This window comes from Nocardioides cavernae (assembly GCF_016907475.1).
Classification (GTDB): Bacteria; Actinomycetota; Actinomycetes; order Propionibacteriales; family Nocardioidaceae; genus Nocardioides; species Nocardioides cavernae.
In genome coordinates this window covers 4,139,148-4,153,323 of sequence record NZ_JAFBCA010000001.1, presented here as the reverse complement: position 1 = coordinate 4,153,323, position 14,176 = coordinate 4,139,148, and the positions used below count along the sequence as shown (strand labels likewise).

Below are 14,176 nucleotides of genomic sequence, written 5' to 3'. Positions count from 1 at the left end.
GAACAACGCCGCGGGGACCCCGGCTGAACACCCAGCTGAGCGTGAGCACGACGGGGCGTCAGCCCCAGGTGATCGCCACGCACTGCCACCGGTCCCGCACGACCTCGAAGCGTGCGGCGACCGCGCGGGAGCGACGGCCGTAGCGCACGTGCGCACTGGCCTCGACCGCGTCGCTGCGGATCAGGGCGGTGCGTACGCCGACCACGACCGGCCGCGCCGGATTGGGTCCACGGACCCGGCCCGGTGCGAGGCCGCCGGCGGCGGTGACCGTCCGGGCGCGGCCCGACAGCGCGTCGAAGACCTCCGGGACCGTGTGGCGCAGGAGCTGGGCGACCGGCCGGTCGCCGGCGGCGATCTCGACGGCGGCCTGCAGGTAGCGACCGACGAAGGTGTCGACCTGCTCCCGGGAGGCCTGCTCCAGGTCGGCCACGTCGCTCGCGCGGGTGCTGCGCAGGCGCGGCCGCGGGGGAGCGGTGCGCGGTGTCAGGTCCAGGGCCAGCGCGCCCTGCACGCTGGCCATGCCGGCGCTCGGTCGGAGGACGATGACCTCGGCCTCGGCGCTGTCGGGTGTGCTCATCGTCGTTCTCCGTCCTGGTCGTGGTTGGTCGTTGTGCGCGGGTCGGCGTCGGTGTCGGGGAGGCGGAGCGCCTGGCCCGGGTGGATCAGGTCGGGGTCGTCACCCACGACGTCGCGGTTGTGGCGCCAGATGGAACGCCACCGGGCCTCGACGTCGCCGGCCGGCACTGGGTGCGCGTGGGCGATGGACCACAGCGAGTCACCGGGCCGGACCACGTAAGTGCCGGCGGTCGGCGCGGCCGCGGGGGCGGCCGCAGCACCGGTGCGCCCCGGCCCGGCCGGTGCGACGGCGCGCTCGGGCAGCGGGAGCCCGACGAGCACCTCGACCCCGTCGCCGCTCGAGGCCTGCGCGGGGAGCGCCGTGCCAGCCACCACGGCCGCGCCGCACGCGAGCAGCACCAGTCGGCGCGTGGCTCCTCCGCTGCGCGGCACCGAGTCCGTCACGACCTCGGCGACCGTCACCGAGGTGACGATCCAGAGCCACGCCAGGGACAGGGCCAGTCCGGTGGCGCAGGCGGCAACCAGCACCTGGGGGACCGTCTGGGAGGCGCTCGCATCGGCGGCGGCGCGCCAGGTGCCGGGCACGGCCTGTGCCGCTGCTGCTGCGGTGGCCGTGAGGCCGAGCCAGACGGCGTACGGCCGTGCCGTGCGAGCGATCCCCCGAGACATCACGCTATCCTTCCGTTTGCGTGCGTTTGCATCATTCAACGATCGTTGACGGGGCGTGTCAACGGCTCATCCACAAGGTGCTGGTGCCTTGCGGCAACCGATGCGGGGGCCATGGCGTCTCCCGGGTGAAGGGGGACGATGACGGTGAGGACCATGACGACGCGAGCCCGGATCCGGGCAACGGCTGCCGCCGCGCTGCTGACCCTGACGGCCGGCTGCGGGGCCCAGCAGAGCGGCGACGCACCCGCGGGAGCGGAGCCGGCGGACCGGCAGACCGAGGGACCGGCCGAGCAGGACACTGGCCACGACGGGGGTGGCCTCCCGCGGCTGGACGTCCCCGTGACGGTCGGGACCGACCTCCTGGTGGGCGGTGAGCAGGTTCCCGGGCGGTGGTACGCCGCCGACGGCCGCGGCACGCACTGGATCGCGCTGCGCGACGACCGCACGTGGTGGTGGGGCTACGACGACGAGCCCCAGCGCATCGAGGGACAGGTCGACCAGTCGGTCGTCATCTCACCCGGTGGCGGCTACAGCGCGCAGGTCCTGACCGAGTCCGGCAACAGGTGGAGGCTGGTGGGGGCAGACACCGAGGAGGGCGGCGAAGGCCTCGGAGCCGTAGACCTGCCGCAGGGCGCGATCAGTCCGCCGCCGCGAGCGCTCGCGGCGACCGACGACGGGCTCGTCGTGGCCGGCGGTCCTGACTTCCAGTGGCTCTGGCGGCCCCTGGTCGACGACACGACCGTGGACCTCGCCGAGACCGCACCCGGACAGGTCGTCCTGGGCAGCACCGATGCCGGCCTGCTCGTCAACGAGGGCAGGTACGACCGGACCGACGGCACCCAGGGAACGCCCTACCTCGCTCGCCTCGCCGCCGACGGCACGCTGATCCGGTTGGACCCGGTGCCGACCCACGACGTGCTCGAGGCCGGGGAGCAGTGGCTCGCCTACGTGCCGCCGGGATCGATCGGTGGCGAGGCGTGGACGACGACCGAGCTGTTCGTGCAACGCCGCGACGGGTCCGCTGCAGGTGCCCTCGAGGCTCCCGCCGGGTGGCGGTTCGCGGTGCCGGGCTTCCGTTGGGAGTCCGCGGACGACCTCCTGGCCCTGCTGGTGTCCCCGGACGAGCGCACGCAGTCGCTGGCCCGGTGCCGACCCGACGCCGAGACCTGCGAGGTCATCCACCCGGCTGGCTAGGCTCGGCCCATGTCCTGGGAGCACGACCTGTTCGCGCTGCTCGACGACCTCGAGGGGCAGGCGGCCGTGGCGTGGGAGGCCGACCGCGAGGCCGAGCTCGCCGACCGGGCGCGCACCGAGTACGCCGCTGTCACGCTCGCCAGCCGCCTGATGGCCTCCCGTGGTCGCGAGGTCGCCCTCGACCTCCCGCACGTGGGCCGGCTCGAGGGACGACTGGCCCGGGTGGGGGAGGAGTGGTGCCTGCTCGGCGCGACCGGACAGGAGTGGATCGTCCCGCTGCGCGCGGTCACCGGCGTACGAGGGGCGAGCGGGCGCTCGGTGCCCGAGGTGGCGTGGTCACCGGTGGACCGCCTCGGCCTGCGTGCCGCCCTCCGCCGCCTCGCCGACGCCGGGGCCCGGTGCCTCGTCCACCTGGCCGACGGCACCCGCCACGAGGCGTACGTCGACCGCGTCGGCGCGGACTTCCTCGAGGGGCGCGCCACCTCGGGTGAGGTCTTCCTGGTGCCCTACGCCGGACTCGTCGCCGTGCAGAGCCGCGACGACTGACGCGGCGACCGCGAGCGTCAGGTGGCCTCGACGTCGTAGGGCGGGACCTGGCCGTCGGGAAGGGCGGACTGCCTGGCGGACTCCGCCTGCTCGCGGTCGACCTCGGCCATGGCCTCGGTGATGTGCTTGCGCACGATCGAGCGGGGGTCGAGGTCGCGCAGCTGGAGGTCGGAGTACTCGGGGCCGAGCTCGTTGCGGAGCTCGTCGCGGGCGTTGGTGGCGAGCCCGCGGGCGCGGTGGAGCAGCTGGGCGGCCTGGCGTGCGAGGTCGGGCAGCTTGTCCGGACCCAGCACGACGACCGCCACCAGGGCGATCACGGCCAGCTCGAGGAGCCCGACGTCGAACATGCTTCAGAACCTACTGCCTGGCCGGAGCCGTGGTCCGACGGAGGTCAGAACTTGCTGGACGGGATGAGCCCGAGCTGCATGCCGGCGAGCCCGCGCCCGCGGCCCGACAGCGTCTCGGCGACCCGGGTGAGCTCGCGAGCAGCGGGGGCTGTCGGGTCGGCCTCGACGATGGGCTTGCCGACGTCGCCGCCCTCGCGCAGCGAGATGTCGAGCGGGATCTGGGCCAGGACCGGCACGTCGTAGCCGAACCGCTCGGAGAGCGTCGCGGCGACGCGAGCGCCACCCCCGGAGCCGAAGATCTCCAGGCGGTGGTCGTCCTCGGGCGGGCAGTGCGGGCAGGGGAGGTAGCTCATGTTCTCGACCACGCCCACGACGCGCTGGTGCATCATCGACGCCATGGTGCCGGCGCGCTCGGCGACCTCGGCGGCCGCCTCCTGCGGGGTCGTGACGACGATGACCTCGGCGCTCGGCAGGTGCTGGCCGAGAGAGATCGCCACGTCGCCGGTGCCCGGGGGCAGGTCGAGCAGGAGGGCGTCGAGGTCGCCCCAGTAGACGTCGGCCAGCATCTGCACCAGCGCCCGGTCGAGCATCGGGCCGCGCCAGGCGACGACCTGGTCGCGGCGGGGCTTGAGCATGCCGATGGAGATCACCGAGACGCCGCTGGGCGTGGGCACGGGCATGATCAGGTCGTCGACCTGGGTCGGCCGGGTGTCGGCCACGCCGAGCATGGCGGGCACGGAGTGGCCGTAGATGTCGGCGTCGACGACGCCGACCTTGAGGCCTTGCGCGGCGAGCGAGAGGGCGAGGTTGACCGTGACCGACGACTTGCCGACGCCGCCCTTGCCGCTGGCGATGGCGTAGACCTTGGTCAGCGAGCCGGGCTGGGCGAACGGGATCTCGCGCTGGGCGCGGCCGTCGCTGAGGATCTCCTTGAGGCCGGCGCGCTGCTCGGCGGTCATCACGCCGAGGGTGAGGTCGATCGACGCGACGCCGGGGACCTTCGTGACGGCCGCGGTGACGTCGCGGTTGATGGTGTCCTTGAGGGGGCAGCCGGCCACGGTCAGCAGTACGTGGACCGCGACCGAGCCGTCCTCGGCCACCTCGACGGTGTCGACCATCCCCAGCTCCGTGATCGGGCGCTTGATCTCGGGATCGTTCACGGTCGCCAGGGCGTCCATCACCTGCTGCTGCGTGGGGGTGCTCATGATGGTGAAGTCTACGAGCCACCCCGTGGGCTCACGGTCCCGGCTCGTCCTCCGGCTCGCGACGCGTCAGGTCCTCGATGTCACCCAGCAGGCCGCGGAGCTCCGAGCGGAGGAAGTCGCGGGTGGCGACCTCGCCGACCGACATCCGCAGCGAGGCGACCTCGCGGGCGAGGAACTCCATGTCGGCGTGGGCGCGGGCGTTGGCCTGGCGGTCCTGCTCGGCGACCACCTTGTCGCGCTGCTCCTGGCGGTTCTGGGCGAGCAGGATCAGCGGGGCGGCGTACGACGCCTGGAGGCTGAGCATGAGCGTCAGGAAGATGAACGGGAACTCGTCGAAGCGCAGGTCCGCGGGCGCCAGCACGTTCCAGCAGATCCAGGCGACGACGAACATCGTCATCCAGAGCAGGAACTTCGCGGTGCCCATGTAGCGGGCGAACGACTCGGCGAACACACCGAAGGCGTCGGCGTCGACCGACGGTCGACGCACGATCGGGCGCCGGGTCTCGCGGGGCGTGTCCAGGCGGGGACGACGGTTCTCGCTCACCCGGCCCTCCCGGCGCTCGGTCCGCCGTTGATCCGGCCCGGACGCGGCGCCCGGTCACGCCAGCCCTCGGGCAGCATGTGGTCGAGCAGGTCGTCGACCGTCACCGCGCCGAGCAGGCGGCCCTCGTCGTCGACGACGGGTGCGGCCACCAGGTTGTAGGTGGCCAGGTGCGCCGCCACCTGGTCCATCGACGCGTCCGGGCGCAGCGGGTCCATCGACTCGTCGAGCGCGGCGGCCACCAGGGTCGAGGGAGGCTCCCGGAGCAGCCGCTGGATGTGTGCGGCGCCGAGGAGCTTGCCGGTCGGCGTCTCCAGCGGCTGCCGGCAGACGTAGACCAGGGCAGCGAGGGCCGGGGTGAGCTCGGGGTTGCGGACGTGGGCCAGCGCGTCGGCGATGGTGGCGTCGGGGGAGAGGATGACCGGCTCGGGCGTCATCATGGCGCCCGCCGTGTCGTCGGCGTAGGACATGAGGCGGCGGACGTCCTCGGCCTCCTCGGGCTCCATCAGGCCGAGCAGCGTGGCGGCGGTCTCGGGGTTGAGGTCGGCGATGAGGTCGGCGGCGTCGTCGGCCGACATCTCCTCGAGGATGTCGGCAGCGCGCTCGGAGTCGAGGTGCTCGAGGATCTCGACCTGGTCCTCGTCGGGCAGCTCCTCGAGCACGTCGGCGAGGCGCTCGTCGTCGAGGGCCGCGACCACGGCCGTACGCCGCTCGGGCGGGAGGTCGTGGATCATGTTCGCCGCGTCGGCCGGGCGCATCTCGTTGAGGGCCGCGATCAGGTGGGTGGCGCCCTGGGTGGGCTCGTGCTTCGTCAGGCCGGTGACGTCGCGCCACTCGACGACGTGGGTCTGGCCGCGCCGGCGGAAACCCTTGCTCGGCTCCTGCACCGCGACCCGTGAAAGCACCCAGTCACGGTTGCGGGCCTGCTCCATCGCGACGTCGTAGACGACGCCGGTGATGGCGCCGTCCTTGGCCGGGTCCTTGATGGTCACGGTCCGGTCGAGCATCTGGCCCATCACGAGCGTCTCGGTCGAGCGCTGCTCGAAGCGGCGCATGTTGAGCAGCCCGGTGGTGTGGACCTGACCGCTGTCGATGGCGGTGATCCGGGTCATCGGCACGAAGATCCGCCGTCGGCCGAACACCTCGGCGACCATGCCGAGGACGCGCGGCTGGCTCGTCTCGGTCCGGAGCGCGACCACGAGGTCGCGCACCTTGGCCACCTGGTCGCCCTGGGGGTCGAAGATCGGCAGCCCGACGATCCGGGCCACGAAGACGCGGGTCGGGGTGGTGCTCACGCGTGCAACGTTAGCGTGCCGCCTCCTCCGCGAACCTCCTCCACGCCGCGCGCGTGGTGTACCCTGACGTCGCACGAGTCACTTCTGTCACATCGATCGGACCCGCGCCGACACGTCCACGACGTGTGGGGAGGGGTCACGGTCGGGTCACCTCGACGACGCCACTTCCCCGACATCTGTGAGGCCCCCTCCATGCCCGGCACGACTGCTTCCTCGCGCCCGTCCTCCCTCCGACGCCTCTGTGCCGTCGGCCTGACGCTCGCCACGGCCCTGCTCGTGGCTCCCGCCGCGCCCGACGCCGGCCTCGCTCCCGCCTCGGCGGTCGAGCCGGCCGCGGCTCCCGTCGCGGCCCGGTCCATCACGGTCCCCCAGACGACCCCGGCCACCGGCTTCCGGGTGGGCAACTTCAACGTCCTCGGCGCCGACCACACCGCTCCCGGCGGCAACCGGAAGGGTTGGGAGTCGGGCACCGTGCGCATGGACCGCGTCGTCTCCCTGCTGGGGGAGAACACCCTCGACGTCGTGGGCTTCCAGGAGTTCCAGCCGCCGCAGGCGGCCCGCTTCGCGGAGCTGATGGGCGCGTCGTGGCAGACCTACCCGGGCCTGGACAACCCGGCCGGCCCGTCGGTCAACTCGATCGGGTGGCGCACCGACGTGTGGACGCTCCTCGAGGCGCGCACCCTCCCGATCCCCTACTTCGACGGCGCACCGAGCCGGATGCCGGCCGTGCTCCTGCAGAACGTCGGCACCGGCCGCCGCGTGTGGTTCTTCAACACCCACAACCCGGCCGACGTCCGCGGCCCGGCCCAGTCCTACCGCGATGCCGGCTTCGCGATGGAGGTCGCGCTCGCCAACGAGCTGCGCGCGGCCTACCCCGACGCTCCGTTCATCTCGCTCGGCGACAAGAACGAGCGCGGCAGCTACTACTGCAAGGTCGCGCCCGGCGCCAACATGTGGTCGGCGAGCGGCGGCTACGTCGACGGCAGCACGTGCTCCGCGCCCGGCGGCGGCGCGATCGACTGGATCATGGGCACCAAGGACGTCTTCTTCAACAGCTACACGCGTGTGTGGAACGACTTCGTCTCCAAGACCAGCGACCACCCGCTCTACACCGCCAACGTCGTCGTCCCGGCCTCCGCGCCGGTCGGCGTCGACCACGTCGTGGTGGTCGCCGTCCCCGGCCTGACCTCGGCCATCGCCGGCGGCTCGAGCGCCCCGGGTGAGGCCACCCGGATGGCCACCAACGGCACGTCGACGATGAACGCACGCACGGTCACCGAGAGCACCCAGGCCGACGCCAACCTGATGTCGCTGCTCAGCGGACGCCGGGTGTTCCCCAAGGCCGGAGGCCACGGCGTCGGCTCCAAGAAGACGCTCCCGTCGACGGTCCACGACTCGGCCGGCCAGTACGTCTCGAGCCTCTTCGACCTCGCGCACAACAACTCGGCGCGGACGATGTTCGCCTCGAGCCGCAAGGAGAACCAGCTCGTCCTCCGCAGCTGGAACCGCAAGAGCGGCGGCAAGGACCCGTACGGCGTCGACGACGGCACGGCCAAGATCGACCGGTTCAAGATCATGCGCGACGACTCGAAGAGCGTCGGCTGGTGGCGCGAGACCATCGAGCGCAAGCCCGCCGAGCTGAGCGTCATCGAGCTCTCGGGCGTCCTGAACGCCGGCCTGGACGGCGGCTTCAAGGGCGCGGACTACCAGAAGGCGGTCCGCAAGGCGTTCCAGAAGGTGGCCGGCATCCGTCGCAGCATCGCCAAGTCGCCCGCGATGAACGGCACCACGCTGCTCATCGTGACCGGCACCGGCGGCGCGCAGAAGTCGCGCGGGTCGTCGCGCACCTGGGCGAAGAGCTACAAGGTGCCGATGTGGGTGACCGGTCCGGGCGTCCCTGCCGGCAGCGACCTCTACGGGCTCAACCCGTCCTTCACGTCGCCCGGTCAAGAGCAGCCGGGCTACTCCGGCACGCAGCCCATCCGGGTCGGCGACCTGACCAACCTGGTGACGCGCTCGCTGGGCGTCCCGCCGGTGCCGGCGTCCTCGATGGACCCGGAGCAGCGGTTCCAGGTCTTCGACCCGCTGCTGGTGCCCGGGTCCTGATCCGCGCGATGGTTGGTGCCGGGTGACAGCGCCCGGTTAGGCTGGCGGCTCTGAGCCGTCCACGCCCGGCGTGGAGTCGTCCGCCGGGGCCGTCGGCTCACCCCCCGCAGAAGGTGGCCGTGAAGCACAAGGACCCCGAGACGACGAGCGGCGCGGCGAGCCCGCGCCGCTCGCACGTCGAGCTGTGGGCTCCGTTCCTCGTGCTCGCGGTCGTCGCGGCCGTGGTGTGGGCGTCGTTCTGGTCGGACTCGGCGGTCGACGACGTCGCCAGCGACCGGTCGGACGCCTCGCAGGCCACCGCCGCCTCGGACGACACGGACGACTCGGGAGACTCCGACGGATCGGGCGACGACGGTGCGGGGGAGCGGTCGGGATCGGCCGGAGCCGAGCCCGAGCACGCGGAGCCCGAGCAGCTCGCGGAGTCCGTACGCCGCTTCCGTGCCGCTCAGCGCCGGCTCGCCGCACGCGTCTCCCGGCAGGTCGAGGAGGTCGAGCGACGCACCCAGCCGTTCGAGTTCCAGGTCGCCTCCTACAACGTCCTCGGCGACTCGCACACGGGGCCGGGGGGCAACAAGAACGGCTACCCCGACGGCGGCCCACGCATGGACATGTCCATCGCCGCGCTGCGCAACAACGGCATCGACGTCGTGGGGTTCCAGGAGTTCGAGCAGAGCCAGTACGGCATGTTCACCTCGCGCGCGGGGGAGTACTCCCTCTATCCGGGGATGTCGCTGGGCAACAAGTCCGTGCGCTTCAACATCGCCTGGCGCTCCGACGTGTTCCAGCTGGTGGAGGCCCACACGCTCTCCATCCCCTACGCCGGCGGCAGCCGCATCGCGATGCCGGTCGTCCTGCTGGAGTCGATCAGCACCGGTCGCCGGGCGTGGTTCGCCAACTTCCACAACCCCGCCGACACGCCCAACCTCGGCAACAACGCTCGCTGGCGGGCCGAGGCGGCCGCCATCGAGGTCGCCCACCTCACCGAGCTGCACCAGGCCGACGGCACCCCGGTGATCGCGACCGGTGACTACAACGAGCGTGCCGAGATCTTCTGCCGCTTCACCGCCGGCGGCGTCTTCACGGCCGCAGCGGGAGGCAGCTCGGCCGGCGGCTGCTCGCCGCCACCGAGCATGCAGGTCGACTGGGTCTTCGGCTCCACCGGCGTCGCCTTCACCGGCTACTCCGTCACCGGCACGGGCCAGGCCTCCGACCACAGCATGGTGCACAGCACGGCGACGCTGACCGGGGACGACGGCGAGACCGAGGTCCAGCCCGACGCCGACAGCGACGGCGGCGACGAGTAGGCGCTGAAGTCCGGCGGCGGCCGCTCGGTATAGTCCGCCGCGTGAGGTCCCTGAGCCAGCTGAGGCGTCCCGCCGCGCTCGAGGTCCTCCGGATCGACGCCGCGGGGCTGCTGGTCGTCGGCACCCGCGAACAGCTCGTCGACGTCGCCTTCGACGGCCGCCGCATCTGGTCCTTCTGGCTGCTGCGCGACGGTGAGCGGGGCGACGACGGCGTCACCCTCACCTGGCCGAAGCCGCTGCGCCCGTTCCTCGACGGCGTCACCGAGGTGACGCTGAGCGACCCCGGCACCGACACCGTGCTGTTCTCGCGCACGGTGCAGTTCGGGGAGCGTCCGGACCGCATCGAGGTCGTCAACCCCGCGGGCCGTCCGCTGAGCCTCGACAAGTCCCTCAAGCTCGTCGAGACCTTCGACACGCGCGACGCCGCACAGGTCGAGCCGCTGCTCGACGCGATCGAGGAGGTGCTCGGCGCGCTGCGGCAGGTCGGGCTCGACGCCTTCCTCGCCTACGGCACGGCCCTCGGCGCGATCCGCGACGGCGGCCTCATCGGCCACGACAGCGACGCCGACCTGGGCTACGTCAGCACCCACGACCACCCGGTCGACGTGATCCGGGAATCGTTCCGGATCCAGCGCGCGCTCACCGACATGGGCTACCGCGTCACGCGCTACAGCGCCATCGCGCTGAAGGTCCACGTCCTCGAGAGCGACGGTCTCGACCGCGGCCTCGACGTCTTCGGCGGGTTCATGCGCGACGGCATCCTCTACCTCATGGGCGAGATCGCCGTCCCCTTCGAGCGCGAGTGGGTCTACCCGCTCGGGACGGCGTCGCTGGAGGGTCGGGAGCTCCCGGTCCCCGCCGACACCGACAAGTTCCTCACCGCCACCTACGGCCCCCACTGGCGCGTGCCCGACCCGGCCTACAAGTTCACCACCCCCGCGAGCACCATCGAGCTCTTCAACGGCTGGTTCCGCGGGATGCGCACCGGCCGCGCCGGGTGGCACGCCTACCACAAGCGCACCGCGCACCACTCCGCGTCGGTCTCGGCCGTCGCCGAGGCGGTCGCCGAGCGCCACCCGGACCTCGTGACGTACGTCGACATCGGCTGCGGGCGCGGCACCGACGTCGCGTGGTTCGCCGACCGCGGCGTCACCGCGATCGGCCTCGACTTCCAGCCCTACGCCTACGACGCGGAGGCGGAGCGCCGCGCCGACGACCCGCGCGTGACGTTCCAGCTCTTCAACCTCCTCGAGCTGCGTCATGTCCTCGCCGTCCCCGCGTGGATCGCCCGGATGCCCGGCCCGCGCGCCGTCGGCTGCGTGCACGTCGTCGAGCGCCTCGGGCGCCGTGGCCGGCTCAACATGCTGCGCTCGGCCCGCATGGTCCTGGCCGGGACGACCGGCACCCTGCACCTGCAGTTCCTCAGCGAGAAGGGCCGCGACGGCTACGCTCGCCGCACCGGTGCCCGCAAGCCCCTCGACCCGGCGATCGTCGCGGCCGAGGTCGAGGAGTCGGGAGGCCGGATCCTCGAGCAGGTCCGCGAGCACGTCTCGGACGCCCCGGGCAGCTCGCAGGTGTGCCGCATGATCATCGACTGGAACGCGTGAGGTGGGAGCAGACATGTTCGGACTGGGCAATCGGAAGGGGCACCGCTCCGGCCCCGAGGTCGACGGCAACCTCGAGAAGCGCGTCGCCGCGCTCGAGGAGGCCGTCCAGGAGAACCGCGCCCTCAACGTGCGGCTGGCCGAGCTCACCGACGTCGTGACCGAGCTGCTGCTGCCGGTGGCCGCGCGCGACGAGGAGAAGCTGGAGGAGCTGCTCGGGAAGTACCGCGGGGACTTCTCTTGAGCCCTGGCTCACGCGACCGCGGCGGCCCACGCCGGGTCTTCCTGCACGTGGGGCTGCCCAAGACCGGTACGACGTACCTCCAGCAGGTCGTGTGGGCCAACCGCGACCGCCTGCGGTCGGCGGGGGTGTTCCTGCCCGGTTTCGGCCACCGCGAGCACCTCTGGGCGGCCCTCGACCTGCAGGAGCGGCCCAGGCTCGCGCGGCGCCACGCGGACGCCCCCGGGGCGTGGCGGCGGCTCGTCGACGAGGCGTCAGCGCAGACCGGTGACGTGCTGATCACCCACGAGTTCCTCTGCGGCGCGAGCGCCGAGCAGGCATCCAGGGCGATCGCCGACTTCCCGGACGCCGAGGTGCACCTCGTCGTCACGGCCCGCGACGCCGCCAGCGTCGTCTCGGCCGGGTGGCAGGAGTCGGTGAAGAACGGCAGCACCGTCGACCTCGACGCCGTCATGGCCGGCAAGGCCGCGGGCGGGCCCGAGTTCAGCATGCTCACCTGGGACCTGGCCGGTGTCCTCGAGCGGTGGACCCCCGATCTGCCGGCCGAACGCGTGCACGTCCTGGTGATGCCCGGGGCCGGCGAGCCGCGCGACCTGCACTGGCGGCACTTCGCCGAGGTACTCGGCATCGACCCCGACGCCTACGAGGCCCCCACCGACGCGGTCAACCCCGCCCTCGGGATCGTCCAGATCGAGACCCTCCGGCTGGTCAACACGCACCTGCCGCCCTACTCCGCGCAGGAGCGCGGCGTGTGGATCCGCGGCTACCTCGCCGAGGACCTGCTGGCCCGGCAGCCGCGCGAGCGTGGTGGTCTGCCGGAGCGGCACCGCGCGCGGTTCGCCGAGCTCGACCGGGCTGCCACCACGCTGATCGCCGACCGGGGCTTCCACGTGCTGGGGGACCTGTCGGCGCTCACGGCGGACGCCGGCGGCCCCCCGGGCCGCGAGCCCGACACCGTCACCACCGACGAACTTCTCGAATCGGCGTCCCGACTCGTCGCTGATATCGTGGCCGACGTCCGCGCGAGCACAGGTGATGTGCCGCCACGTCGGGGGAATCTCTGATCCGGGCGCCTCTGGTGCCACGTAGGAGTCTTTGTGCGTTCCAAGTTCGTTGCTCTGTTTGCTGCCTGCGGCCTGATGGCCTCGCTGGTCGCGCCCATCTCCAGTGCCGCCTCCGCCGCGTCGGCGCCCACGTCGAGCCCGGCCGCCGCGGCCCCTGTGACGTCGGCTGCACCGGCCGCGCGCAAGCCCGGCAAGCCGAACAAGAAGTGGAAGGTCCCCACCGGGGCGAAGTTCAACAACCCGATGATCCCGAGCAAGCGGTTCGTCATCGAGCGCCACGTGCTGCGGGCGATCCGCAACACGCCCAAGGGCGAGAAGATCACCATCTCTGCCTACTCGCTGGACCGCCAGGTCTTCGCCGACGAGCTGATCCGCGCGAAGAAGCGTGGAGTGAAGGTGCGGGTGCTGCTCAACGACCACCTCGTGCCCGGCGCGCAGGTCCGCATCCAGCGCGTGCTCGGTCACAACACCAAGAAGAAGAACTTCCTCAAGCGGTGCACGTCCGGCTGCCGGGCCGACGAGAACGAGTACAACAACCTGCACAGCAAGTTCTACCTGTTCAGCCGCACCGGCAAGAACCGCGACGTCGTCATGCTCGGCTCCTACAACATGACGCTCAACGCCGTGCGCTGGCAGTGGAACGACCTGTGGACGACGGTCGGCAAGTCGACCCTCTACGACCAGTACATCGCCCTGTTCAACGACATGCGGCCCGACTGGGACAAGCGTCGGGCGACCTACGCGTTCTGCGAGGCGGGCCTCAACTGCCCCTCGGGCGACCAGCACAAGTACTACAACATCGTCTTCCCCCGCTACACGACGCCGTCCAACGACGCCGTCCTCGACATCCTGAACAACATCCAGTGCGTCTACACCGACGCGGCAGGTGCGCAGCGTCGCACCCAGCTCGCGCTGTCGATGCACTCGATGCGCGGCGGGCGCGGCAACTACATCGCCGACAAGCTGCGTGACCTCTACGCGCAGGGCTGCAACCTGCGCGTCAACTACGGCCTGATGGGCTTCCACACCAAGCAGCACATCGGTGCCCCGACCGCGCGTGGGCGCGTGCCGCTGCGGTCCACCGGGTTCAACCTCAAGGAGGACGTGCCGACCGGTGACTCCGAGATCGACAACATGCCGGAGAACATCGAGCGCTACACGCACCACAAGTACTTCGTGCTGAAGGGCTCCTACAAGGGAAACGTCGACAGCCACATGGTGTGGACCGGCTCGACCAACTGGTCCAGCCTCGGCACCCCGCAGGACGAGATCCTGTTCAGCATGCACGGACGCGGCAACGTGCGCGACTACATGGCCAACTTCAACCTCATGTGGCAGAAGCCCTTCAGCCGCGACGCCTACACCACGACGTACTCGTCGTGGAAGACCGTCAACGGCCGCCGCGTCGGCGTGGGCCCGATGGTCACCGTCGAGCCCGACCGCCTCAAGGCCGGCGGCCCGACCTGGGAGAACGACTGACCTGA

Annotated in this window: 14 protein-coding genes; 8 read left to right on the top strand and 6 right to left on the bottom strand. The window is 71.9% G+C overall.

The genetic code is table 11. From position 1 onward, the window contains the following. Window positions 1-58: 58 nt before the first annotated feature. Together JOD65_RS19615 and JOD65_RS19610 are read right to left on the bottom strand one after the other, a co-directional pair. Window positions 59-577 (bottom strand): Rv3235 family protein, encoded by a 519-nt coding sequence (locus tag JOD65_RS19615; protein ID WP_191194932.1) that lies wholly within the window; start codon window positions 575-577, stop codon window positions 59-61. Further along, window positions 574-1,245, bottom strand: coding sequence for a LysM peptidoglycan-binding domain-containing protein (locus tag JOD65_RS19610; RefSeq protein ID WP_191194933.1), 672 nt, complete (start codon window positions 1,243-1,245; stop codon window positions 574-576). Before JOD65_RS19610 ends, JOD65_RS19615 begins: the two co-directional genes overlap by 4 nt. A gap of 153 nt (window positions 1,246-1,398) precedes the next feature. Here JOD65_RS19610 and JOD65_RS19605 point away from each other — a divergent pair, with 153 nt between their 5' ends. Then, the gene (locus JOD65_RS19605; RefSeq protein WP_191194934.1) at window positions 1,399-2,439 is read left to right on the top strand and encodes a hypothetical protein; all 1,041 of its coding nucleotides are present in this window, start codon (window positions 1,399-1,401) and stop codon (window positions 2,437-2,439) included. A 9-nt stretch (window positions 2,440-2,448) separates the two neighbouring features. Beyond that, complete coding sequence (locus JOD65_RS19600; protein ID WP_191194935.1) at window positions 2,449-2,985, top strand: hypothetical protein; 537 nt, start codon at window positions 2,449-2,451, stop codon at window positions 2,983-2,985. Window positions 2,986-3,002: 17 nt separating this feature from the next. Here JOD65_RS19600 and JOD65_RS19595 read toward each other — a convergent pair whose 3' ends face one another. From JOD65_RS19595 to JOD65_RS19580, 4 genes are read right to left on the bottom strand one after another with little or no spacing between them, the layout of a single operon-like run. Continuing rightward, complete coding sequence (locus tag JOD65_RS19595) at window positions 3,003-3,332, bottom strand: sec-independent translocase (RefSeq protein WP_191194936.1); 330 nt, start codon at window positions 3,330-3,332, stop codon at window positions 3,003-3,005. 44 nt (window positions 3,333-3,376) lie between these two features. Then, a complete protein-coding gene (locus JOD65_RS19590) occupies window positions 3,377-4,537 on the bottom strand; it encodes an Mrp/NBP35 family ATP-binding protein (RefSeq protein WP_191194937.1) in 1,161 nt (386 codons plus the stop codon). Between the two features lie 31 nt (window positions 4,538-4,568). Beyond that, complete coding sequence (locus JOD65_RS19585) at window positions 4,569-5,081, bottom strand: DUF1003 domain-containing protein (RefSeq protein ID WP_191194938.1); 513 nt, start codon at window positions 5,079-5,081, stop codon at window positions 4,569-4,571. Continuing rightward, the gene (locus JOD65_RS19580) at window positions 5,078-6,373 is read right to left on the bottom strand and encodes a magnesium transporter MgtE N-terminal domain-containing protein (RefSeq protein WP_191194939.1); all 1,296 of its coding nucleotides are present in this window, start codon (window positions 6,371-6,373) and stop codon (window positions 5,078-5,080) included. The genes JOD65_RS19585 and JOD65_RS19580 overlap by 4 nt, the downstream gene beginning before the upstream one ends. Window positions 6,374-6,565: 192 nt before the next feature. Between JOD65_RS19580 and JOD65_RS19575 the strand changes: the two genes are divergently transcribed. The 6 genes from JOD65_RS19575 to JOD65_RS19550 all read left to right on the top strand — a co-directional run bounded on the left by JOD65_RS19575 (window position 6,566) and on the right by JOD65_RS19550 (window position 14,171). Next, window positions 6,566-8,479: an endonuclease/exonuclease/phosphatase family protein gene (locus JOD65_RS19575; RefSeq protein ID WP_191194940.1), complete on the top strand. Its 1,914-nt coding sequence runs from the start codon at window positions 6,566-6,568 to the stop codon at window positions 8,477-8,479. 119 nt (window positions 8,480-8,598) lie between these two features. Then, window positions 8,599-9,783 carry an endonuclease/exonuclease/phosphatase family protein gene (locus JOD65_RS19570; protein WP_191194941.1) on the top strand — a complete coding sequence of 395 codons (1,185 nt, stop codon included), beginning with the start codon at window positions 8,599-8,601 and terminating at the stop codon, window positions 9,781-9,783. Window positions 9,784-9,824: 41 nt separating this feature from the next. Further along, the gene (locus JOD65_RS19565; RefSeq protein WP_191194942.1) at window positions 9,825-11,390 is read left to right on the top strand and encodes a class I SAM-dependent methyltransferase; all 1,566 of its coding nucleotides are present in this window, start codon (window positions 9,825-9,827) and stop codon (window positions 11,388-11,390) included. Between the two features lie 13 nt (window positions 11,391-11,403). Next, a complete protein-coding gene (locus tag JOD65_RS19560; RefSeq protein ID WP_191194943.1) occupies window positions 11,404-11,631 on the top strand; it encodes a DUF6752 domain-containing protein in 228 nt (75 codons plus the stop codon). Continuing rightward, window positions 11,628-12,692, top strand: coding sequence for a hypothetical protein (locus JOD65_RS19555; RefSeq protein WP_191194944.1), 1,065 nt, complete (start codon window positions 11,628-11,630; stop codon window positions 12,690-12,692). The genes JOD65_RS19560 and JOD65_RS19555 overlap by 4 nt, the downstream gene beginning before the upstream one ends. Window positions 12,693-12,725: 33 nt before the next feature. Next, entirely contained in the window at window positions 12,726-14,171 is a 1,446-nt protein-coding gene (locus JOD65_RS19550; protein WP_191194945.1) for a phospholipase D-like domain-containing protein, read from the top strand. The last annotated feature ends 5 nt before the right edge of the window (window positions 14,172-14,176 follow it).

Excerpts from the sequence above, each read along its gene's own strand:
- JOD65_RS19615 (WP_191194932.1), bottom strand. The coding sequence starts at position 577 with ATGAGCACACCCGACAGCGCCGAGGCCGAGGTCATCGTCCTCCGACCG.
- JOD65_RS19610 (WP_191194933.1), bottom strand. The coding sequence starts at position 1,245 with ATGTCTCGGGGGATCGCTCGCACGGCACGGCCGTACGCCGTCTGGCTC.
- JOD65_RS19605 (WP_191194934.1), top strand. The coding sequence starts at position 1,399 with ATGACGACGCGAGCCCGGATCCGGGCAACGGCTGCCGCCGCGCTGCTG.
- JOD65_RS19600 (WP_191194935.1), top strand. The coding sequence starts at position 2,449 with ATGTCCTGGGAGCACGACCTGTTCGCGCTGCTCGACGACCTCGAGGGG.
- JOD65_RS19595 (WP_191194936.1), bottom strand. The coding sequence starts at position 3,332 with ATGTTCGACGTCGGGCTCCTCGAGCTGGCCGTGATCGCCCTGGTGGCG.
- JOD65_RS19590 (WP_191194937.1), bottom strand. The coding sequence starts at position 4,537 with ATGAGCACCCCCACGCAGCAGCAGGTGATGGACGCCCTGGCGACCGTG.
- JOD65_RS19575 (WP_191194940.1), top strand. The coding sequence starts at position 6,566 with ATGCCCGGCACGACTGCTTCCTCGCGCCCGTCCTCCCTCCGACGCCTC.
- JOD65_RS19560 (WP_191194943.1), top strand. The coding sequence starts at position 11,404 with ATGTTCGGACTGGGCAATCGGAAGGGGCACCGCTCCGGCCCCGAGGTC.